The 22,357-nt window shown below is 61.3% G+C and carries 20 protein-coding genes; 9 read left to right on the forward strand and 11 right to left on the reverse strand.

Translation table 11 applies throughout. The features are described from left to right. Positions 1-90: 90 nt before the first annotated feature. Positions 91-2,427 carry a TonB-dependent Fe(3+) dicitrate receptor FecA gene (gene fecA, locus EJ576_RS11345; RefSeq protein ID WP_126570382.1) on the forward strand — a complete coding sequence of 779 codons (2,337 nt, stop codon included), beginning with the start codon at positions 91-93 and terminating at the stop codon, positions 2,425-2,427. On the opposite strand, the gene EJ576_RS11350 is transcribed toward fecA, so the two are convergent. Beyond that, on the reverse strand, positions 2,428-3,300 hold the full coding sequence (locus EJ576_RS11350; RefSeq protein ID WP_126570383.1) for a LysR family transcriptional regulator: 873 nt from the start codon (positions 3,298-3,300) through the stop codon (positions 2,428-2,430). 106 nt (positions 3,301-3,406) lie between these two features. Between EJ576_RS11350 and EJ576_RS11355 the strand changes: the two genes are divergently transcribed. Continuing rightward, positions 3,407-4,921, forward strand: coding sequence for an MFS transporter (locus EJ576_RS11355; protein WP_126570384.1), 1,515 nt, complete (start codon positions 3,407-3,409; stop codon positions 4,919-4,921). Positions 4,922-4,975: 54 nt separating this feature from the next. On the opposite strand, the gene EJ576_RS11360 is transcribed toward EJ576_RS11355, so the two are convergent. After that, entirely contained in the window at positions 4,976-5,386 is a 411-nt protein-coding gene (locus EJ576_RS11360) for an HPF/RaiA family ribosome-associated protein (RefSeq protein WP_126570385.1), read from the reverse strand. A gap of 212 nt (positions 5,387-5,598) precedes the next feature. Further along, positions 5,599-6,546, reverse strand: a complete 948-nt coding sequence (locus EJ576_RS11365) for a LysR substrate-binding domain-containing protein (protein ID WP_016978250.1) — start codon at positions 6,544-6,546, stop codon at positions 5,599-5,601. 137 nt (positions 6,547-6,683) lie between these two features. On the opposite strand from EJ576_RS11365, the gene EJ576_RS11370 reads away from it, so the two are divergent. From EJ576_RS11370 to EJ576_RS11380, 3 genes are all read left to right on the forward strand, one after another. Continuing rightward, positions 6,684-8,060, forward strand: a complete 1,377-nt coding sequence (locus EJ576_RS11370; protein WP_126570386.1) for an L-serine ammonia-lyase — start codon at positions 6,684-6,686, stop codon at positions 8,058-8,060. 62 nt (positions 8,061-8,122) lie between these two features. Next, the gene (locus EJ576_RS11375) at positions 8,123-9,412 is read left to right on the forward strand and encodes a serine/threonine transporter (RefSeq protein WP_126570387.1); all 1,290 of its coding nucleotides are present in this window, start codon (positions 8,123-8,125) and stop codon (positions 9,410-9,412) included. Between the two features lie 218 nt (positions 9,413-9,630). Continuing rightward, positions 9,631-9,945, forward strand: coding sequence for a DUF3509 domain-containing protein (locus tag EJ576_RS11380; RefSeq protein WP_028618965.1), 315 nt, complete (start codon positions 9,631-9,633; stop codon positions 9,943-9,945). Here the strand turns inward: EJ576_RS11380 and EJ576_RS11385 are convergent. After that, a complete protein-coding gene (locus EJ576_RS11385; protein ID WP_016978246.1) occupies positions 9,942-10,430 on the reverse strand; it encodes a phosphate-starvation-inducible protein PsiE in 489 nt (162 codons plus the stop codon). The two genes, EJ576_RS11380 and EJ576_RS11385, sit on opposite strands and share 4 nt — an antisense overlap. 274 nt (positions 10,431-10,704) lie before the next feature. Here EJ576_RS11385 and EJ576_RS11390 point away from each other — a divergent pair, with 274 nt between their 5' ends. Then, positions 10,705-10,965 (forward strand): YebG family protein, encoded by a 261-nt coding sequence (locus EJ576_RS11390; RefSeq protein ID WP_016978245.1) that lies wholly within the window; start codon positions 10,705-10,707, stop codon positions 10,963-10,965. A 90-nt stretch (positions 10,966-11,055) separates the two neighbouring features. On the opposite strand, the gene EJ576_RS11395 is transcribed toward EJ576_RS11390, so the two are convergent. Continuing rightward, the gene (locus EJ576_RS11395) at positions 11,056-11,769 is read right to left on the reverse strand and encodes a dienelactone hydrolase family protein (protein WP_126570388.1); all 714 of its coding nucleotides are present in this window, start codon (positions 11,767-11,769) and stop codon (positions 11,056-11,058) included. A gap of 247 nt (positions 11,770-12,016) precedes the next feature. Between EJ576_RS11395 and EJ576_RS11400 the strand changes: the two genes are divergently transcribed. Then, positions 12,017-13,324 carry an acetamidase/formamidase family protein gene (locus EJ576_RS11400; RefSeq protein ID WP_126570389.1) on the forward strand — a complete coding sequence of 436 codons (1,308 nt, stop codon included), beginning with the start codon at positions 12,017-12,019 and terminating at the stop codon, positions 13,322-13,324. 8 nt (positions 13,325-13,332) lie between these two features. Here the strand turns inward: EJ576_RS11400 and EJ576_RS11405 are convergent, their stop codons facing one another. Beyond that, positions 13,333-14,352 (reverse strand): Glu/Leu/Phe/Val dehydrogenase dimerization domain-containing protein, encoded by a 1,020-nt coding sequence (locus tag EJ576_RS11405; RefSeq protein WP_122723896.1) that lies wholly within the window; start codon positions 14,350-14,352, stop codon positions 13,333-13,335. A 187-nt stretch (positions 14,353-14,539) separates the two neighbouring features. Between EJ576_RS11405 and EJ576_RS11410 the strand changes: the two genes are divergently transcribed. After that, positions 14,540-15,343 (forward strand): SirB1 family protein, encoded by an 804-nt coding sequence (locus tag EJ576_RS11410; protein WP_028618961.1) that lies wholly within the window; start codon positions 14,540-14,542, stop codon positions 15,341-15,343. Here the strand turns inward: EJ576_RS11410 and EJ576_RS11415 are convergent. The 4 genes from EJ576_RS11415 to hmgA all read right to left on the reverse strand — a co-directional run bounded on the left by EJ576_RS11415 (position 15,340) and on the right by hmgA (position 20,004). Next, positions 15,340-16,707, reverse strand: a complete 1,368-nt coding sequence (locus EJ576_RS11415; protein ID WP_126570390.1) for an aromatic acid/H+ symport family MFS transporter — start codon at positions 16,705-16,707, stop codon at positions 15,340-15,342. The two genes, EJ576_RS11410 and EJ576_RS11415, sit on opposite strands and share 4 nt — an antisense overlap. Positions 16,708-16,782: 75 nt before the next feature. Continuing rightward, a complete protein-coding gene (gene maiA, locus EJ576_RS11420) occupies positions 16,783-17,418 on the reverse strand; it encodes a maleylacetoacetate isomerase (RefSeq protein WP_122723892.1) in 636 nt (211 codons plus the stop codon). Positions 17,419-17,430: 12 nt separating this feature from the next. After that, a complete protein-coding gene (gene fahA, locus EJ576_RS11425; protein WP_122723890.1) occupies positions 17,431-18,717 on the reverse strand; it encodes a fumarylacetoacetase in 1,287 nt (428 codons plus the stop codon). A gap of 3 nt (positions 18,718-18,720) precedes the next feature. Then, the gene (gene hmgA / locus EJ576_RS11430) at positions 18,721-20,004 is read right to left on the reverse strand and encodes a homogentisate 1,2-dioxygenase (RefSeq protein ID WP_126570391.1); all 1,284 of its coding nucleotides are present in this window, start codon (positions 20,002-20,004) and stop codon (positions 18,721-18,723) included. A 120-nt stretch (positions 20,005-20,124) separates the two neighbouring features. Here hmgA and EJ576_RS11435 point away from each other — a divergent pair, with 120 nt between their 5' ends. Then, on the forward strand, positions 20,125-20,904 hold the full coding sequence (locus EJ576_RS11435) for an IclR family transcriptional regulator (RefSeq protein WP_126570392.1): 780 nt from the start codon (positions 20,125-20,127) through the stop codon (positions 20,902-20,904). Position 20,905: 1 nt separating this feature from the next. Here the strand turns inward: EJ576_RS11435 and dacB are convergent, their stop codons facing one another. After that, the gene (dacB, locus tag EJ576_RS11440; protein WP_126570393.1) at positions 20,906-22,351 is read right to left on the reverse strand and encodes a D-alanyl-D-alanine carboxypeptidase/D-alanyl-D-alanine-endopeptidase; all 1,446 of its coding nucleotides are present in this window, start codon (positions 22,349-22,351) and stop codon (positions 20,906-20,908) included. Positions 22,352-22,357: the final 6 nt, after the last annotated feature.

The following is a 22,357-nucleotide window of genomic DNA, read 5'->3' on the forward strand; positions in this document are numbered from 1 at the left end:
ATTAATTCAAAAAACGGTGAGCCGTTTTCCACCCCTCGCGTGACAGAGAAGGAAAGCCACCTTGATCCTTTCTTCTCAGGACCGCTCTTCATGCCCCAGCAACCGACGCTTCTTGCCCGCACCTTGCGCCAACTCCTACTCGGCGCCAGCCTCAGTCTGACCGTGCTGCCCCCGGTGATGGCGGCCGACGCCAAGCCCTATCACATCGCCCCGACGTCGCTGGAAGCTGCACTGAACCAGTTTGGCCGCGAAGCCGGCGTGTTGATCTCTTTCGGTTCAGAAGTGACGGCGGGTATGCAGAGCCGTGGTTTGTCCGGCAACTACGGCGCCGCGGATGGCCTGCAGAAACTGCTGGAGGGCACCGGCCTGCAAGCCCGTGCCGAAGGCGACAATGCCTACAGCCTGCAACCGGCCACTGCACCGGCCAGCATTGAGTTGGGCACCTCCAGCGTGGTCGGCGACTGGCTGGGCGACGCGGCGCAAACCAATGTGTTCGAACACCCCGGCGCCCGCGATGTGATCCGCCGTGAAGAGTTCGAACGCCAGGGCGCCACCCAGGCCAAGGACGTGCTCAACCGCATTCCCGGCGTCAACGCCCCGGACAACAACGGCACCGGCAGCCACGACATGGCACTGAACTTCGGCATTCGTGGCCTCAACCCACGCCTGGCGTCGCGCTCCACGGTGCTGATGGACGGCATTCCGGTGCCGTTCGCGCCCTACGGCCAGCCGCAGCTTTCCTTTGCGCCGATCAGCATGGGCAATATGGACGCGGTCGACGTGGTGCGCGGCGGCGGTGCGGTGCGCTACGGCCCGCAGAACGTTGGCGGCGTGGTTAACTTCGTGACCCGTGCGATCCCGGATACACCCACGGTCAAAGGCGGCTTGCAGACCGAAACCAGCCCGTCCTCCAGCCACGATGGCTTCAAGACCACCGGCAACCTGCTGGCCGGCGGCACCGCCGACAACGGCCTGGGCGGCGCGATTCTGTACTCCGGCACCCGTGGCGGCGACTGGCGCGAGAACAGCAACACGCGCATCGACGACCTGATCCTCAAGGGCAAATACCAACTGGATGACGCCAACAGCTTCAACGCCATGGCGCAGTACTACGAAGGCCAAGCCGATATGCCGGGTGGCTTGAATGTCGCGGACTACAAGGCGGATCCCTACCAGTCCACCCGCCCCTACGACAAATTCTGGGGCCGCCGTACGATGTTCAACGTCGGCTATCGTTATGAGCAGGACCGCCGCGAATTCACTGTGAACAGTTTCTTCACCAAGACCTTGCGCAGCGGTTACCTGGACCAGGGCACATTCCTCTCGTTGTCCCCGCGTGAATACTGGGTGCGTGGCATCGAGACCCGCTTCGCCCAAGGCTTTGACTTGGGCCCGACCAGCCACGAAGTGGGCGTCGGTTACCGCTACATCAACGAGGCCGGCCACGAGCTGCGTTACCGCACGCCGATTGCCGCCAACCAGCAGATTCCCACTACCAACAGCCGCAACGACCGCGACACCCGTGGCGGCACCGAAGCCAATGCGTTCTTCATCGATGACCGGATCGATATCGGCAATTGGACCATCACCCCGGGCATTCGCTACGAGATTATCGAGTCGCAGCAGACGAACAACCTGACCAACGTCAAATACAAGGGCGACTACAACACCGCGCTGCCGGCGCTAAATGTGCTCTACCATCTCACCGACAACTGGAACCTCTACGCCAACACCGAAGGTTCGTTCGGCAGCGTGCAGTACAGCCAGATGCCGAACCGCGTGACCAGCGGCGAAGTGAAACCGGAAAAAGCCCGTACCTGGGAATTGGGTACCCGCTACGACGACGGCACCTTGCGTGCGGAAATCGGCGCGTTCCTGATCAACTTCGACAACCAATACGAAAGCAACCAGACCAATGACTCGGTAATTGCCCGTGGCGAAACCCGTCACCAGGGTATCGAGACCAGCATCAATTACGCGCTCGATGGTTTGAGCCCGGCGCTGGCAGGGTTCGATGTGTATGCCACCTACGCCTACGTCGACGCCACTATCCGCGAAGACGGCCCGAACAAAGGCAACCGCGTGCCCTTCTCCTCCAAGCACAAAGGCACCCTCGGCGTGGGCTACACCGAAGGCCGCTGGAAGCTCAACCTGGACAGCAGCTACCAGAGCAGCCAGTTCGCCGACAACGCCAACACCGAGAAGGAAACCGCCAACGGCGCCAACGGACGCATCCCTGGCTACATGCTGTTCAGCAGCCGTGCGGCCTATGACTTCGGCCCGCAGCTGTCGGACTTGAATGTAGCAGTGGGTGTGAAAAACATCTTCAACACCCAATACTTCACGCGCTCGTTCGACGATAACAACAAGGGCAAATACGTGGGCGAGCCGCGCACGGTGTATGTGCAGACGTCCATCGCGTTCTGATCAACTGCCCGCCAGGCACGACGGGGTGCCGGCCACCAACGCGTCGATTGCACAGCGCGTCTTGGCCGGCATGTGCGTGGCCGTCGGCCAGATGACATGGATCGGGGCGGGTTGCTCACGATAGCCAGGCAGCACCGCCTGCAATTGCCCACGCAGCACGTAGTGGGCAATCAACCAACTCGGCAGCCAGGCCAGGCCCACGCCCGCGATGGCGGCATCGGCCACGGCCTGCAGGTCATCCATCATCAGCGGTGAAGCCACTCGATTGCGGTGCGGGGTGTTGCTGCGGTAGGCGATGCCGCGATGGCCGGCAAGGTCTTCGATGCATGCAATCGGCCCGACGCGCTGCAAGTACGCCGGTGAAGCCGCCAGCCCCACCGACTGCTCGCCCAGGCGCCGTGCGCTGAGGCGGTCAGTATCGGGTAACGGACCGATACGCACGGCGATATCGAAGCCCTCCTGGGCCAGGTCCACCAACCGGTCGGCGAAGCTGATCTCGATCTCCAACTCCGGATAACGCGCCATCAAGCCCCACAGCGCGGGCGCCGCGTAGTGGTGCCCGAAAGCCAGCGGCAGGCTTGCCCGCAAACGCCCGCGCGGCAGTTGTCGGCCGCTTTCCAGTACCGACTCGGCGGCCTCCAGCTCAGCCAGCGCGCGCAAACAATGTTCGTAGTAAGCCTGGCCGTCCTCGGTCAACCGCTGGCGCCGGGTAGAACGTTGCAACAGGCAAGTGCCCAAGCGCGCCTCGAGTCGCGCAAGGCCCTTGCCCACGGCGGAGCGCGTCAGGTTCAGCCGTTCGGCGGCCTCGGTCAGGTTGCCGCTCTCGACGATCTGCAGAAAGAGTTCGACACCGTCAAAACGTGGCGTGGTCATTGTGCGGTTTGTCGCCCTTGATTCCCTTATGAGTGGAAAACTTATCACGAATAAGGAACTCGATTCCCCTGAAAATAACCCGATACCCTATCGACAGGAGAGTCCCATGCCACCCGCCGTCACGTTATCGGTCGCCAATACCCGGCGCACGGCCAGAAACGGTCTTGCGCTGACCGCCGTGTGCCTTGTCGCCCTGATGTTCGGCCTGGAAATTTCCAGCGTGCCGGTCATCCTGCCGACCCTGGAAAACCAATTGGGCACTGGATTCCAGGACGCCCAATGGATCATGAACGCCTACACCCTGGCTTGCACCAGCGTACTGATGGCTGCCGGCACACTGGCCGACCGCTTTGGCCGCCGAAGCATGCTGGTGCTGTGCCTGTGGGTGTTCGGGTTGGCCTCCCTGGCCTGTGGGCTGGCGAACAATGCCACCACACTGATCGCGGCGCGTTTCGTCCAAGGCATCGGCGCCGGGGCGATGATGATCTGCCAGTTCGCGATCCTGTCGCACCTGTTCCGCGAACCGGCGGCACGGGCGCGGGCGTTCGCGATATGGGGCGTGATTGCTGGAGTGGGCCTGGGCTTTGGGCCCATCGTGGGGGCGTTGATCCTGGCGGTCGCAGACTGGCGCTGGGTGTTCCTCGTACATGTACCGCTGACCCTGTTCACACTGGTGCTGCTGCGGATCAGTGTGCAGGAATCGCGGGATCCCGCTGCACATCGCCTCGATATCGCTGGCATGTTAACCCTGACGCTGTCGGTGTTTGCGCTGGTCTATTTCATCACCCAGGGTACTGAAAACGGCTTTGGCACACCGGCCATGCTCGGCTGGGCGGGCTTGGCGGTAGCCGGGCTGCTGCTGTTCATTGTTGTCGAGCGGCGTAGCCCTCACCCAATGTTCGATTTCTCGGTGTTCCGCATCCAGCGCTTCAACGGCGCACTGATGGGTTCGATCGGCATGAACTTCAGCTTTTGGCCGTTCATGATCTACTTGCCCTTGTACTTCCAGGCTGGGCTTGGTTACGACACCGTGACCACGGGCGGCGCCTTGCTCGCCTACACCTTGCCCACTTTGCTGGTTCCTCCCTTGGCCGAGCGCCTGGCCCTGCGTTACGGAGCCGAGCGCGTCATCCCGTGTGGACTGGGCTTGATGGGCGCAGGCTTCCTGAGCATGGCCGCCGCCAATGCGGTGGCGCAACCGAGCATCGTGCTGGTGCTGATCAGTTGCATCATTGCAGGGGTGGGATTGGCGCTGACCAACTCCCCCACCACCAATACCACCACCGGTGCAGTCTCGGCCGACCGTGCGGGCATGGCGTCAGGCATCGACCTCAGCGCACGATTGATTACCCTCGCACTCAACATCGCGTTGATGGGGTTGGTGCTGCTGTTGGGGATCAGCCACCAGTTGGCAGTTTTACTGCCCGACAGCTCAGTGCTGGAGTGGCCGGCCATCAGCCAGAACATCGCGGCGGGCAAGCTGGGGTCATCAGTGGGTCTGGCATTCACCGATGCCCAGGCAGCCCTGCGACATGGCATCGGTTGGGCCATGCTTTACGCGGGCCTGGGTGCAGGTGGGTTGGCGTGGTTGAGCAGGTATTTCTTCCGACGCAGCCAATAAGCGAAAACGGGCCTGCAAATGCAGGCCCGTTTTTAGTGGAGCGTGAGAAAACTATCAGCCGTTGAACACGGCGCGTTCTTTTTCCAGAAACTCCTGCTCAAGCTCATCTTCGTTGACTTTGGTGGTCGGCTGGCTCTTCCCGGCAGCGCGTGGCTTGCCTTGCAGTTTGCCGAACAGATGCTCTAGCGCATGGTCCAGCTTGGTCGCCGCACCGTCGATCGCCTGTTCCAGGGTATCGGCTTTGTGCAGCACGGACAGCGGTTGATGGCCTTTTGGCCGCGCTTCCAGGCGGCAACTTAAATCGTGGGGACCGGGCTTGTCGCCGTTCTCATCCCGCAGGTAGACCTCCACTCGGGTCAGGTCTTCCTCGTAACGTTCGAGCGTGCTCTCAACGGTAGTACGTACCCACTCCTCCAGTCGGATGCTGCTTTCAATATGGTTATCGCTATTGACTTGGATTTGCATAGTTCTTCCCTTATTTCAGCTAGCTCGCGAGAGGTCACAACTGCAACACCGGGTCGGTGAAACCATGACCTCTTGACTACACAATTGAGCAGTCAGCAGAACAATTCAACCCCTTTGCAAAGATAAATCCCACATTACAAATTAAGTCTGACTACGAGCAAAAACGCTGTTAGGGTGGGGAGTTAGTTACATCTTCTTACGCCAAGCCGAACTCACAATTGCCCCTCTCCCAACGGGTGCAATCCGCGGAAAATCCCCGCTTCTTCAACCAGCCAATCATGGACCGCGCGTACGCCCGGATGGCTCAGTGCGCCTGGCGCATACAGCAACACGTAACGTTTGTGGTTAGGCACGGCCAGGCCGAAGGGCACGATCAAGGTGCCACGCTCCAGCTCATCGTTGAGCAACGTGCGCCGCGCAATGGCCACGCCCATGCCGGCGATCGCGGCTTCGATAGTCAGGTGGTTGCGGTTAAAGGTATGGCCACGGCGCACGTCGGCATGGTGATAGCCGATAGCATTCAGGTAAAACTCCCACTCGGCGTACTCATAACTCCCCCGCCAGGCAGTGATGTCATGCAGCAGTGGGAAATGCACCAGGTCGGCGGGGCCATGCAGCGGTGGCCGGCCGCGCAGCAGGCTCGGAGCGCAGACCGGAAAGATTTGTTCATCCAACAGGGCTGTGGATAACAAGCCAGGGTAGCTGCCGTCGTTCAAGTCGATGGCCAGGTCAAAGTCGCCCTCATGCAAGGCGATGCTGCTGTCCTCGGCGACCATACGCAATTGGATATCCGGAAAGCGCTGCTGCAAACGCGGTAACCGAGGGGTCAGCCACTTGCCGAGAAACGACGGGATCGAGCGCAGGCGCAGGGTGCCGCTGATCATTCCCGCGTCCAGGCGCTGCAACTCCGCGTCGATGCTGCCATAGGCCTCGCCCACCGTTGTCGCCAATCGCTGTCCCTCTGCACTCAGCTCCACCCCCCGCGCGCGCCGATGAAACAAGCGGAATCCCAAGCGCTCCTCCAACTGGCGGATCTGCTGGCTCACCGCGCCCGGCGTAATGTGCAGTTCCTCGGCGCAGCGGGTGAACGACAAATGCCGCGCAGCACAGGAAAAAACGTGCAGCCAGACATACGTCTGGCCATGAAGGGGCCGGGTCATAGCGTTTAGTCCTGCTAAAGAGTGTCTTAGGATAATTCGTTGGTCAGTGCCGATCCAGAGGCTCAGTATCGCGCCAATTCCGCTCGCTCTACAAAACATGGCAGCGATTTCTACTCCATTGCTTGTAAGGCTTTAGCATGGCTATCAGTGTTTTCGATCTATTCAAAGTGGGCATCGGCCCTTCCAGCTCCCACACCGTCGGTCCGATGCGGGCGGCGGCGACCTTTGCCCAGGCCCTGATCGACCAACACCTGCTGAGCGACACTCGCCGTGTGGAAGTGCGCCTGTACGGTTCGCTGTCCGCCACCGGCGTCGGCCATGCCACCGACCGCGCCTGCGTGATGGGCCTGATGGGCGAATGGCCGGACCGGGTCGACCCCACCTCGATCAACGCACGCATCCAGCAACTGCGCGAATCCGGCCGACTGTTGCTCGCAGGCCAGCAGGACATTGCCTTCAACTGGAAGCACGATCTCCTACTGCTGGACGAAAGCCTGCCCTACCACCCGAACGCCATGTCCCTGCACGCCTACGGCGAAAACGGCCTGCTGAGCGAGCAAACCTATTACTCCGTAGGCGGCGGTTTCATCATCGAAGCGGCGGAAGCGGCCTCGGGCATTGCGCCGACCAGCGATGTGGAATTGCCCTACGACTTTTCCAGCGCCGTAGAACTGCTGGCCTTGTGCAACAAGCATGGCCTGCGGGTTTCCGAGCTGATGATGGCCAACGAACGCGCGTGGCGCACCGACGCCGACATTCGCAGTGGGCTGCTGCATATCTGGTCGGTGATGCGCGAATGCGTGGAGCAAGGCCTGCGCGATGAAGGCATCCTGCCGGGCGGTCTGGACGTGCCCCGTCGCGCGGCGAAATTGCACCGCAGCCTGCTGGAAATCGGCAAGCCGAATGTCATCACGTCGACCCTGTCGGCCATGGAGTGGGTCAACCTGTTCGCCCTCGCCGTCAACGAAGAAAACGCAGCCGGTGGGCGCATGGTCACCGCACCGACCAACGGCGCGGCAGGAATCATCCCGGCGGTGCTGCATTACTACATGAAGTTCAACGCCGACGCGTCTGACGACGATGTGGTCAATTTCTTCCTGGCCGCCGCCGCCGTCGGCATCCTCTGCAAGAAAAACGCCTCGATCTCCGGCGCCGAAGTCGGCTGCCAGGGCGAGGTCGGTTCGGCGTGCGCCATGGCCGCTGCGGGCTTGGCCGACATCCTTGGCGCCACCCCCGAGCAACTGGAAAACGCCGCCGAAATCGGCCTGGAACACAACCTCGGCCTCACCTGCGACCCGGTCGGCGGCCTGGTGCAAGTGCCGTGCATCGAGCGCAATGCCATCGCAGCGGTCAAGGCGATCAACGCGACGCAAATGGCCCTGCGCGGTGACGGCAAACACTTCATTTCTCTCGACCGGGTGATCCGCACCATGCGTGATACCGGCGCCGATATGCATGACAAATACAAAGAAACTTCACGGGGCGGCCTGGCGGTCAGCTGGGTGGAGTGCTGATCGGAGCACTTCTACCCGCCCCCTACGTGAGCCCGCGCAAAAATAATAACGAGGCAATACCGATGACCGATGTACGTACACCTGCTGCTGAAAATCCTGCTGCTACAGCAACAACCGTGACCACCGGCTGGACCAAACACGACACCACCTGGATGCTGGGCCTCTACGGCACCGCCATCGGCGCCGGCACTTTGTTCCTGCCGATCAATGCCGGCGTCGGCGGCTTCTGGCCGTTGATCGTACTGGCCCTGCTGGCCTTCCCGATGACCTTCTTCGCCCACCGTGGGCTGACGCGCTTTGTGCTGTCGGGCAGATCCGGCGACATCACCGAAGTGGTCGAAGAGCACTTTGGCGTCGGCGCGGGCAAGCTGATCACCCTGCTGTATTTCTTCGCCATCTTCCCGATCCTGCTGGTGTACAGCGTGGCGCTGACCAACACCCTGGGCAGTTTCATGGAACACCAACTGCACATGACCCCACCGCCTCGGGCGATCCTGTCGCTGGTGCTGATCCTTGGCCTGATGGCCATCGTGCGCTGCGGCCAGGGCGTGATCGTCAAGGCCATGAGCGTGCTGGTGTATCCCTTCGTCGCGGCCCTGCTGTTGCTGGCCGTCAGCCTGGTCCCCAACTGGAACGGCGCGTTCTTCGCCTCCGCCAGTGATGGCATGCCCATGCCGCTGTTCTTCAAAACCCTATGGCTGGCGATTCCGGTGATGGTGTTTTCCTTCAACCACTCGCCGATCATCTCCGCCTTCGCCGTCGACCAGAAACGCGTGTACGGCGCGCAGGCCGAGCGCAAAAGCAGCGGCATCCTGGCCACCGCCCACGGCATGATGGTGCTGACCGTGATGTTCTTCTGCTTCAGCTGCGTACTGGCACTGTCGCCAGCCGACCTGGCAGCGGCCAAGGCGCAGAACATCTCGATCCTGTCCTACCTGGCCAACCACTTCCAGACCCCAGTGATCGCCTACGCCGCGCCGTTGATTGCGCTGGTGGCCATCACCAAATCCTTCCTCGGCCACTACATCGGTGCCAGCGAAGGCTTCCAGGGCCTGATCGTCAAATCACTGCGCGGGCGCAACCGTTCGATGTCAGCCAAATGGCTGGAACGCTGCACGGCGCTGTTCATGGTGCTGACCTGCTGGGCCGTGGCCACCTTTAATCCAAGCATCTTGGGCATGATTGAAACCATGGGCGGGCCGATCATCGCGTGCCTGCTGTTCCTGATGCCGATGTATGCCATTCGTCGCGTGCCATCCTTGCGCCAGTATTCAGGCCAGGTGTCGAATGTATTTGTGGTGGTGATTGGGTTGATTGCGCTGTCTGCGATCGTTTTCTCGGTACTGCCCTGAAATAGATCACCCAACAAAAAGGCGAACCTCGGTTCGCCTTTTTCATGTCCCGCAATAACGGCTCGGCGCCTTATGCGGCACGGCCTTTGCTGTACAGCTGTGGAGGGAAACGGACCTTGTGAAAACCTCAGCGACGGAGTGGCCGATGGTCAGGAGACGCGAACTAATCCCGACACCGGTCGTCAATGACTGCATGTTCTTATCAGGCGGTACGCACCATGGACAATCCTTTTCAGATCATCACCGACACGTTCACCCCTGAATACCGCGTCAACTTGAGCATACAACGGCTGGACGGCAGCATCATGCTGACCCTCTCCAACGAACAAGGCGTAGTGGCCAAGCGCATGATCAGCGCCGAACAGCGCAATGATCCAGAGCGCCTCAAACGCCTGGTGCAAAGTATCCAGTTCGGTATTGCCATCGAGCAGGGCCATAGCGCCATGGAGATCCTGGCAGTGATGACGGATGGCGATCACAAGGTCCTGCAGCGACCGCCCACCCGCGCCCTGCCGTTCAGCGTCGGGCTTTAAAGTTCGCCCTTCTCGGTTTCCAGGCTCGCCTCGCCCTTGCGACGCGGGCCTTCGACCTTCACCGACGGGAAGGCCGACGAGGCATAGCGCACTACCAGAATCGCGAACGCCAACAGCAGAATCCCACCGCACAGGTAGATGATTCCCACGTCCGGCGGGTTGTGGTGCGACACGTTGGAGATCAATAGGCGCGTCAGCGCGGTGATCGCCACGTAGATCAGGAACCGCACCGGCATGTGGTTGGTCTTGAAGTAAATGCCGACCATCGCACCCAGCTCCAAGTAGATGAACAACAGCAAGATGTCATCGATCTTGATGTGCCCGTTCTCCAACATCCCCAGAAACTCCATCACCGCCGCCCAGGCCGTCACCGCACCAATGGCGAACAACGCCAGGTAGTGGAACGACTCGACGAACAGATTCCCCAGGGACTCGGCCAGCCCGTGCACTTGCTGGCGTAGCCTTTCGGCCCAATTGATCTTCACGATGATGCTTCCTTAGGTCGACTCGACCGGATAATACGGGTTGGACGTGACGGTTGTTCTGCATGCAGAAAAAAGGCCAGGGGCAGGTATGAGATGGTGGCGGGGTGACATGAGGCACTCCAAACCTGTATTTACGGGCTACATTAAAAAACTGCTATCCAAACTCGATGGTTTGGCTTAACCTTTTTACTGTATATAAATACAGCTATCCAGAAACACCCGAACACAAGGGCTACTCCCCTTCACTACTGCACCCTGATGACGAGGCCAAAAAATGGCTGTTGAAACCCTGTATCGCAGTACCCGCGACTTGGAGACTACATTCGTGGATCGCAAACTTGCCGACGCACACGACCAGATGCTTGAACTGGCAGAGTCTCTGATGGATGTCCTGTTGAAAAACGTGGAAGGCTTGACTGAAAAGCAGGCAGAAGACGCCGGTATTTTCATGGCCAAGAACCGCGCCGCCTTTGCAGCAGCGTTCAAGAACAACGCCAGCGCCCTGGCCGAGATCGGGCAGCCAGAGGCAGAGTAAGGAGGCCGGCCCGCCTCCGTTGATTCAGGGTGAACCAACAGGTTCAGGCAGACCGGCAACTCATCGTTTTTACCGAAGGCTATTTGCGCCTTACGCCTGCCACAGGGTTTTGCCGAAGAAGGTCAATGTGCGGTCCCACGCCAGTTGCGACCATGCGGCGTCGTATTGCGTGTCGGGGATACGGCCGTTGCCGATCGCTGTTTCGTTGGCAAAGGCGTGGCGCGCCAGGTAACGATAGAAGGTCGCGTCCACACCCGCCGCGTGCAGCGTTGATTCCAGCTCCGCGACGGTTTCGATGTTGAAAAAAGCATCCTGTGTGCCCCAATGGCCAATCAGCGGTGCTTTGATTTTTGCCGCATCCAGATATTCAAGCGGTGGGAAGCCATACCAGACCACACCCGCAGTCAGCTCCGGAATTGCATTGAGCGCCAACAGCGTCAACGCCCCGCCCATGCAGTAGCCGGTCACGCCCACTTTTTGCGAGTCGGCCTGCAGGTAGCGCACCGCGCCCTTGATGTCCTGGGATACCGCATCGCCAAAATCCAGGCTGTCCATCAGGTGATGGGCTTCTTCCTCTTCCACGGTCGAGGCGCCGCGATAAAGGTCCGGCACCAGCACCCGGTAACCGCACTCGGCCAGGCGGATGGCCACGCCCTTGATCTGCTCGTTCAGCCCCCACCACTCTTGAATCAATACGATGGCCGGCGCCCCTTCCAGCACAGCCGGGCTGGCCAGGTAGCCATTGACCTCGGCGCCGTCCGGACGCTTGAACGTTACGGAATGCGCTGTTGCTTGATTGGACATGAATATTCTCCGCAGCAAGTAGGAAAACGATAGCTGAGCAAGCACCTCAAAGCGTCAGCCCACAGAACCCTATCAGGATTTTTGCAGTTACAAACCTTCCCCTCCCATCGTTATGTACCACTGTGTATTAGCGCACCCGCGCGACATATTCGGGATACAAAACACCGGTCTACTGGGCCTGCCTGAACCTTCCCTGATCAATACGCCGTGACCGAAGGTTCAATCACTTAGGACCCGGAGAATAAAAATGCACCACTCAGCACCGGTTGATCGCCTGATCGTCAACACCTACACCAATGGCCTCATCGGCCCCAGCCAGAAGATGCTCGGCCCGCTCGCCGATGGCGGCACGCTTATCACCGGTACTCCGCCGGGGTGTTGGGGCCCAATGATCACGCCCGCATTTGAAGGTGGCCATGAGGTGACTCAACCCGTATTCATCGCCGGCGCAGAGGTCGGTGACGCCGTGGCCCTGAAGATCAAACGCATGCGCGTGACGTCTCTGGCCACTTCGTCAGGTGTCATGCGTTTTGTTGAGGGGCGTTATCATGGCGATCCCTTTGTCGCCAAGTTCTGTTCCAACTGTGGGCAGGAGCATCCCGCCAGCCATGTCGACGGCATCGGCGCAGACGCCATTCGTTGCAACGCCTGCGGGGCGGAGGTCAGCGCATTTCGTTTCAGCCATGGCTACGTCATCGTGTTCGATGCCGAGCATCAGCTGAGCCTGACCGTGAACCAGTTGGTAGCCGACCGCCTCGCCGGCCAGGCGCCGGATATGGCGGCGTTGCCGCAGATGTCCGCCCAGCATTCGATTCTGTCCCTGGCCCGCGCCGATATCCCCGGCCTTGCCGCGCACATGCGGCCTTTCCTGGGCAATATTGGCACCACGCCTTCACGGGATCTGCCGGATTCCCACAACTGTGCCGACTTCGGTCAGTACCTGGTCGGCGCGCCCCATCGCTACGGCATGACCCATGACCAACTGCATGCCGCGAAAACCGACGGGCATATGGACACCAACTCGGTACGTGAAGGTTGCGTGCTGATTTGCCCGGTGAGAGTCCCCGGCGCCGGGGTTTACATGGGCGATATGCACGCCCAGCAAGGCAACGGCGAAATTGCCGGGCATGCCACCGATGTATCGGGTGAAACCGAACTGACCGCCCATGTGATCAAGGGGTTGGCACTCGACGGCCCGATCCTGCTGCAAAACCTTGATGACCTGCCGCCCATGGCTCGTCCGATGACTGCCGAGCAACGGTTGCATGTGAAGGCATTGGGCGAGCGCTGGGGGCAGTTCGAGATAGAAGACAACGGACCCATTACTTTTATCGGCAGTGGCGCCGACCTCAACTTAGCGACGGAAAACGGCCTGGAGCGCGCAGCGGCCGTCACGGGTCTGTCGATGGATGAGGTGCGCAACCGCGCAACGCTTAACGGCTCGATTGAAATCAGTCGGCTACCGGGGACCGTCCGCGTCACGCTCCTATGTCCGATGCACATTCTGGATCGCATGGGGGTCGGCTCACTGGTGCGTGAGAAGTATCAACTCTGATCGGTGTATCAGCGGTACAGCAAACGCTCGGCCAGCTCATCCGCCACCCGTGCGGGTGAGCGTTTTTCCGCCTGGGCGTGAGCGAAGATCTCGGTGAGGCGTGTGCCAATGTTGGACAGGTGCGCGGTAATCGTTGGCAGTTCCGCTCCGCCGTGCTTCAGCGCGACATAGATCAGGCCACCGGAGTTGATCACGTAGTCGGGGGCGTAGAGGATGCCGCGTGCCTCCAATTGATCCGCGTTGTCCAGATGAGTCAATTGCGCACTGGCAGAACCGGCCACAGCGGCGCAACGCAATTGGCCGACGCTCTGGCGGTTGAACACGGCGCCGAGGCCACAAGGCGCAAGGATGTCGCACGGCGTGCTCAGTAACGCGTCGTTGGCGATGGGGTGCGCGCCCAACTGCTCCATGGCCAGTTGCACTTTGCCGTGGTCGATGTCGCTTACCAGCAGTTCGGCTCCGGCGGCATGCAGTTGCTCGGCCAAGGCGTAGCCCACATTTCCCAGCCCTTGGATGGCCACGCGCAGGCCTTCGAGGTTGTCGCTGCCCAGGCGCGCCATGGCGGTGGTACGGATGCCGGCGAACACGCCCATGGCGGCATGGGGCGATGGGTCGCCTGCGGCGGTGGTGCTGGTGACGTAGCGGGTATGCTGGGCGATGCAATCCATGTCCGCCACTGAAGTGCCACTGTCGATGGCGGTGATGTAACGCCCGTCGAGTTGCTCAACGCATCGACCAAAGGCTTCAAATAATGCGGCACGGCTTTCTACGTGGCCGGGACGCAGGATCACGGCGGTGCCCCCGCCCACCGGCAGACCGGCCAAGGCCGCCTTGTAGCTCATGCCTTGGGCCAGGCGCGCGGCATCGGCCACGGCACTTTCGTCGTCGGGGTAGGAAAGGTAGCGACAGCCACCGAGGGCAGGCCCCAGGCGGCTGTTATGGATGGCGATGACCGCCTTCAGCCCGGTGGCCGGGTCGACGCTCAAGTGCAGCGATTCAAGGCGGGTGCTGTGCATGAGAGCAAACATCGTCAAGCTCCCGAATCACTTCTGGTAGTGGGCCAAGTATAGGCTTGCGGCAGAAAACTGCCGGACCAGGCTGGAATAAGCCGCCCGATTTCACAGGTCTTGCGACATAAGCACGCAGGATATTTCCCAAGCCACTGGACGAAAATTCCCAGCAAGGCTAAAACGGGGGCATCTGCCGGAGAATGCAATGAATCCCCGCAAAGCCTTTTTCGCCTGCCTGGAACGCTCCCCACCCGCGCTGTTTGAAGCGGCGTTGTGGATTGCTGCCGAGCATGATCCGGCCGTGAAGCCCTTGCAGATCCTGCAGGAACTGACCTTGCTGCAACAACAGGTGAGCCTGGGTATGCCGCTGTTGCCGGCGGATGAACTGGGCCAGCCGCTGTTGCGGCGCTTGAATGACCTGGGATTTGCCCAGGATGAATTCACGCCCTTGCGCCCCGCCGCAGCCCTGCTGGACAAGGTCTTGCAGCGCAAACGCGGGCAACCCCTGGCCATGGGGCTGATCGCCCTTGAGCTGGCGCGCCGCCTGGAGATCCCCATGGTCGGCGTGAATTTCCCCGGCCATTTCCTTTTAAGAGTCCCCGGCGCCGATCACCTGCTGGATCCCTGCGGCGGCCGGCGCCTCTACCCGAATGATTGCCGCGACCTGTTGCAGCGCCAATACGGCCCCAACCTCAAGTTGCAGGCCGATCACCTCCACACAGCCGACCCACGTTCGATCCTGCAACGGTTGTCACGCAACTTGAGGCAATTGCACCTTTCCAACGACGCCCCACTCCAAGCCCTGATTGACGCCGAACGCGTGCTGGAACTGGGCAACGCCAGCGCCGCCGATTACCTGGCACGGGCCAGCCTGTATCAGCGCCTGGACTGCCCCAACGCCGAACGCTTCGACCTGGAACACGCGCTGATGCTCAGCGAAGATCCGATCCAACGCCTGCGCCTGACCGAACGCCTGGGCCACCTGCCGCCCAATTCAGTGGTGCATTAAGCCTGCGGCGCTTTGAGAATATCCCCAGACAGCGGGCTCTTCGGTCCTTCAGCACTCGGCGAACGCACCTGAATGATCAACAACGCCGCCATCACCGCCGGTATCGCGCAGAAAAAGAAAATCTGCTGCACCGGAATATGCATCGCCAGCAACATACTGCCAAACAGCGGCCCCAGGATTGAACCAAAACGCCCCACACCCAGCGCCCAGCCCGTTCCGGTGGCGCGCACGTGTGCCGGGTAGAAGTTACTGGCGAAGGCATTGAGGGTCAGTTGACCACCGATGATGCAAAACCCGGCCGCGAACACGCAGGCCACCAGGTAACGCGGGTTGTCATGGTTCAGGCCGAGCAGCATGGTGCACACCGCAGCCGCGGCCAGCACGCCGGACAACAGGCGCACTTTGCTTTTCAAGCGGTCGGCGAACCAGGCCATTCCGATGGCGCCCAAGGTGCCGGCGAACAGGAACATCGAGGTCACCAGATTGGCTTCTTTCAACGCCAAGCCACTTTCCAACAGCAGCGACGGCAACCAACTGATCATGAAATACAGCAGGATCAAGCTGACAAAAAAGGTCGCCCAGATCAGCAGCGTCGGGCGCGCGTAGCCGTTGCGAAACAGCTCTACCACCGTCAGTTTGCTGCCCTGCTCCTGCTGGTTTTCGGCCTCGGTCGCTGCCGGTGGTTGCCAGCCCGGCAGCATGCGTGACGTTACGCTCTGCAGCCGAGCATAGGGCGGCGCATCACGCAGCAAACGCGGCAAGGATTCCGGCAACAGCCACACCAGAAACGGGAACAACAGCAACGGCGTTACGCCCCCTGCCAGGAACACCGCCTGCCACCCGAAGCCATCAATGAATCCCGCCGCCACAAACCCGCCGGCCGCGCCGCCGAACGAGAAGCCACACGCCGCCAACGTCACCATCAACGTGCGCAGGCGCGGCGGCGAGTATTCCGACATCAAAGCCATCGCGCTGGGCATCGCGCCGCCCATGCCGATGCCGCAGATAAACCGGGCGGCCATCAGCGTGTTCAGCGAATTGGCAAATACCATCAGCACCGTAAGCGTGGCGTAGATCAGTACGCAGCCAAGCAGGATGCGGCGCACGCCGAACCGATCCGCCAGCGGCGTGACCAACAATGACCCCAAGGTCAGCCCCAGCAGGTTGGCGCTGAACACCGGGCCGAATGCAGCCTTCTCCAACCCCCAATCCTGGGCCAGCGCCGGCACCACGTAACCCAGCACCTGGGCGTCGTAGCCATCGGTCACCAGCAGCAGCGCCAGCAACAGGAGAATCAACCACTGATAACGCGACACCGGACGGGCGTCGAGTGCCGCGCGAAAGCTGGCAATCTGATTGTGCATCGCAAGGTACCTTTGATTTTATTTTTATGGTCTAGCGCAACTGTGTAGGAGCCGGCTTGCCGGCTCCTACAGGGGTCAGGGAGTGTCAGGTTGATTGGCGGGATGGGCCTTGATAAAGGCCGGATGCTGCGCGGCCAACGCCGCCACCCGCCCAATGCGCGGGTACGCCGCCAGCGGCACCTTGAAGCGCTCGGCCGCATACAGTTGCGGAATCAGGAAGGTGTCGGCCAACCCCGGCTGCTCGCCGAAGCAAAACCCTTGGTCGCCGATCAACTGCTCCACCGCGCCCAAGCCCTGGCTGATCCAGTGACCGATCCACTCCAGCAGTTGAGCCTCGTCATGCCCCCATTGGCGCAGCAAGTTCTGGGTGCTGGAGTTATGCAGCGGATGGATATCGCAGCCAATGATCGAGGCCACCGCGCGCTCATGGGCGCGGGTCGCCAGGTCTTTGGAGAGCAGCGGCACCTGTGGATAACGTTCATCCAGGTATTCGATGATCGCCGGAGACTGAATCAACAGTTCACCCTCCTCGGTACGCAAGGCCGGGACGCGACCTTGCGGGTTGATCGCCAGGTACTCAGGCTGGCGGTTGGCGCCGCCCGCCGGCACCAGCAGGTTGACCGGCACCGCGGTGAAATCCAGGCCCTTGAGGGCCAAGGCAATACGCACCCGGTACGACGCAGTGGAACGGTAATAGGTGTAGAGTTCCATCGCCCTGCCCTCCTAGCGCGCCGCGATCACGGTGCCGCGGCATTCGCCGAAACCGATGGAGGCAAAGCCTTCACGGTTGCAACGCGCGCGCAGGATGATTTCGTCGCCGTCTTCAAGGAACTTGCGCACTTCGCCGGACGGCAATTCAACGGCTTTTTTGCCGCCTTCAGTCATTTCCAGCAGGCTGCCGAATTGGCCGGTTTGCGGGCCGGACAAAGTCCCCGAACCAAACAGATCGCCTGCCTGCAATTGGCAACCGTTGACACTGTGGTGCGCCACCAATTGCGCAACCGTCCAGTACATATGCAGGCTGTTGCTCAGGGCCAGACGATGGGCCGGCAGGTTCTGCTCGCGCATGGCGGCGGTGGTGAGCAGCACTTCCAGCTCGATATCCAGGGCACCTGTGGCCTGGTCACGTTTATCCAACAGGTACGACAGCGGTTGCGGGTCGCCCTCAGGGCGCGCCGGTTGCGCTTTGCGGAACGGTTCCAGGGCTTCGGCCGTCACCACCCAAGGCGAGATGGTGGTGATGAAGCTTTTCGACAGGAACGGCCCCAACGGCTGATATTCCCAGGCCTGGATATCCCGTGCCGACCAGTCATTGAGCAGGCAGAAGCCGGCGATGTGATCGGCCGCGTCACCAATGGCAATCGAATCGCCCATCTCGTTGCCCTGGCCGATCCAGATGCCCAGCTCCAGTTCATAGTCCAAGCGTGCGCACGGACCGAAAGTAGGTTCGGTCTGCCCGGCCGGTAGAGTCTGGCCTTTGGGGCGGCGCACATCGGTGCCTGAGGTACGAATGGTCGAAGCACGGCCATGGTAGCCAATTGGCACGTACTTGTAGTTGGGCAGCAAAGGATTGTCGGGACGAAACAGTTTGCCGACGTTTTGCGCGTGCTCGATGCCGACGTAGAAGTCGGTGTAGTCATTGATCCGCGCCGGTACATGCATCTGGCAATCGGCGGCGCGGTGCAGCACCTGCGCTTCACGGGTGTGCAGCTTGCTGCCTTCGGCCAGCAGTTCCAGCAGGCGCTCGCGCAAGGCCACGCGCGGGCCGCGGCCCAATTCAAAAAAGGCGTTCAGTTGGCCACCGGCGGTCGCTTCGACGGCGCGACGGGCTTCACCGTCGAATTCATCGATGGCGGCGTGCAGATCCAGGATCGAGTCGCCAATCGCCACGCCAGCGCGTGGTGCCGAGCCGTTGATGCTGAACACGCCCAACGGCAGGTTTTGCAGAGGAAAATCGGTGTGACCATTGGCGGAGGCCACCCAGCTGCGGGTAAGTGTGGGCTGAGTCATGGGTTATCTCCGGTTCGGGTTGAAGGTGGCGGGCAGCGAGGCCCAGCACGCGTCATAAGTGGTTTGCAGTTGCGGGCAGTCCAGGGCGAACTGGGTGGGACGCAGCACTTGGCTGGTCTCGAACATGAAGGCCATGGTGTTGTCGATCTTGTGCGGCGCCAGCTCTACGTTGATGGCCTTGGTACAGGTCTCGCCGTCCGGGCCGTGGGCACTCATGCAGCTGTGCAGCGACGCGCCGCCGGGTAGGAAGCCTTCGGCCTTGGCGTCGTAGGCGCCCTGGATCAGGCCCATGTATTCGTTCATCAGGTTGCGGTGGAACCACGGCGGACGGAAGGTGTTCTCGGCCACCATCCAACGCGGCGGGAAGATCACGAAGTCGAGGTTGGCCAGGCCGTGGGTGCTGGTGGGCGAGGTCAGGACGGTGAAGATCGACGGGTCCGGGTGATCGAAACTCACGGTGCCAATGGTGTTGAAGCGGCGCAGGTCATATTTGTACGGCACGTTATTGCCGTGCCAGGCGACCACGTTGAGGGGTGAATGGTCCAGCTCGCAGGCCCAGAGTTCGCCGAGGAATTTCTGTACCAGCGTTGTCGGTTTCTTCTGATCTTCGTAGTGGGCGACTGGCGTCAGGAAGTCACGCGGATTGGCCAGGCCATTGCTGCCGATAGGGCCCAGGTCCGGCAGACGCAACGGGGCGCCGTGGTTCTCGGCGACATAACCACGCGCCTGAGCATCCAGCAGCTCGACGCGGAATTTGAGGCCGCGCGGCAGCACGACGATTTCCAGCGGCTCCACCTCCAGCACGCCCAATTCGGTGGCGATGCGCAGGCGACCTTGCTCGGGGACGATCAACAGTTCGCCATCAGCGTTGAAGAACACACGCTCCATGGAACGGTTGGCGCGATAGGTGTAGATGCTGATGCCTGAGGGCTTTTGCGCCGCCGAATTGGCGACCATGCCCACAAGCCCATCAATGAAATCCGTCGGTTCGCTCGGCAACTCCAACGGATTCCAGCGCAAGCGATTGGGCGTCACCGCCCCCAACGGCCCACCGGCCAATTGCCGCTCCAATTTGATGAAAGCAGGATGATTGGCCGACGGCTGAATGCGGTACAGCCAGGTGCGCCGGGCTTCACTGCGCACCATGGTAAACGCGGTGCCGGAGAACAGCTCGGTGTACAGCCCGTAGGGCGCTTTTTGCGGGGAGTTCTGGCCGACCGGCAGTGCGCCGGGCAAGGCTTCGCTGGCGAATTCGTTGCCGAAGCCCGACAGGTAATCGAGGTTCATGGATCGTCCTCTGTAGGTCAGTTGTTTTTATCGTAATCCAGTTACGCATAACGTAATTTGATCACTATCGACCGTCAAGCTATAAAGACGCCCATTCATCTCTTGGATTCTCGCCCTTCCATGGAAAAGCCCCGCGACACCGGTAAACAGAAAGTCCGCTCGGCCGAAGTGGGCACCGATATCCTCAAGGCCCTGGCCGAGCTGTCCCCGGCCACTTCGCTGTCGCGCCTGTCTGAACACGTGCAGATGCCGGCGAGCAAGGTGCACCGCTACCTGCAGGCACTGATTGCATCGGGTTTCGCTGAACAGAACACCGCCACCAACCACTACGGGCTGGGCCGCGAAGCCTTGCGCGTGGGCCTGGCGGCGCTGGGCAGCATGGATGTGTTGAAGGTCGGCGCGATGCCCCTGGCGGAGCTGCGCGATGAGTTGAATGAAACCTGCTTCCTGGCGGTATGGGGCAACCAGGGCGCGACCGTAGTGCAGATCGAACCCGCCGTGCGCGCCGTCACGGTGGTGACGCAATTGGGTTCGGTGCTGCCGCTGCTCAGTTCGTCCACCGGGTTGGTGTTCAGCGCCTTTCTACCGTCGCGGGAAACCGTGGAGCTGCGTGAACGCGAAATCCAGGCTGGCATCGCCCATGCCCTGGCAGATGACCAGGCCTACGCCACCGCCTGCGAACAAATCCGCAACCGTGGCCTGCATTTTGTGCATGGTTTGTTGATGCCCGGCGTCGATGCGTTATCCGCGCCGGTCTTCAACGCCATCGGCCAAGTGGCGGCGGTGATGACCGTGGTCGGTCCCACCTCGTTGTTCCATGCCGACGAAGACGGCCCGGCAGCGCAGCACTTGCTGGCCGCGACCCGGGCCGTGAGCTGGCGCATGGGCTATCAGCCCTGAACTAGTCGTGCCACTGCACCAGGGCCAGCGCCACGCGGTTTTCCAGGGCGCGGATCGGTGCGGCGGTGCTCAGGTAATTGTTGCTGATCATTGAAAACACCAGGCGCCGGCCCTGGGCGTCGGTGATGTAGCCGCTCAACGACGACACACCGGCCATGGAGCCGGTCTTGGCGTGCAGGTTGTTTTCCGCCGCCGTCCCGCGCAGACGATAACGCAGGCTGCCGCCGCTCATGCGATCGGAGTTACCAGCGATTGGCAAGGCGTTGTACCAGGCGTCGAACCAGGGCTGTTTGGCCGTCGCCAGCAGCAGGTCGGTGAGGTTCTGCGAGGACACCAGATTGCGCCGCGACAAGCCCGAACCATCGACCTGGCTCAGCGTCATCGGGTCCAAACCCTGACGGCGCATGAAATCCGCCACTGCCGCGACACCCGCCTGCGCCGTCCCAGCATTGGACACCTTGCGGCCCATGGCCTTGAGCAAGGCTTCGGACATGTTGTTATTCGACAGCTTGAGCAGCGGCGTGATCAGTGCCTGCAAAGGCGCCGATTGATGCTCGGCCAATACCCTGGCTGTTACCGGGGTTACGCCGCCGATCACGCGTCGCCCCAGCACCTGAATGCCCTGCTGCGCCAGCGCCTGTTCAAACAGATTGGCCACCAGTTGCGTCGGCTCCCACACACTCACCCACTGCCGGCTTTGCTTGCCGGGCGCCAACGCGCCGGTGAGTTGCAGCAGGTTGGTGCCGTGCTGGCGAGTGATGCCGTAATTGTTGCCGGGGCCGCTGACAGCGCGGTTGTTCAGTTGCACGTAGTCGGTGGACGGGCTCACCACCACGCTGACCGGTTGGCCAACCATGGCGGGCGCCTTTGCCGTGACCAGTAGCGTGCCCGCATCAAAATCCGTGTTAGGCGATACGGTCAGCGCGGAAATCTGCGCACCATAGTAGGTACTTTCGTCGTCCTGGGCCCAGTCCACGCCCAGGCGTTCGGCGTCGAAAAAGGTATCGTCAAATACCAAGTCGCCCTGGATCTGGCGCACGCCCTGGCCCGCAAGCTGTGCCGCCAATGTCTGGTAATCAGCGAATTGCGTGGTCGGATCGCCCAGGCCCTTGAGGTACAGATTGCCGGCGAGGCGCTCACCTTGCTGCGTGCCGTTGCTCAGCAGTTGCGTGGAGAAGCGGTATTGCGGCCCCAGTACATCCATCGCCGCTGCGGTGGTGAGCAACTTGAGATTGGAGGCGGGAATCAGGCGGGTTCGCGGGTTGTGTTGATAGAGCGTGCTACCGCTACGGGCATCACGCACCATCAGCGAAACAGTGGCGCCGTTGAGGGCCGGGTCAGCCAGGAGTTGCTCCAGGCTTGCCGGGGTGGAAGTCGGTGAAACACTCGCGCAACCACCCAGCAAAGCGCTCAAGCACAGCAGATGTAGCCATCGTCCAAAATGCATCAGTAT

It is taken from the genome of Pseudomonas sp. C 49-2 (assembly GCF_003970195.1).
Lineage (GTDB): Bacteria > Pseudomonadota > Gammaproteobacteria > Pseudomonadales > Pseudomonadaceae > Aquipseudomonas > Aquipseudomonas canadensis.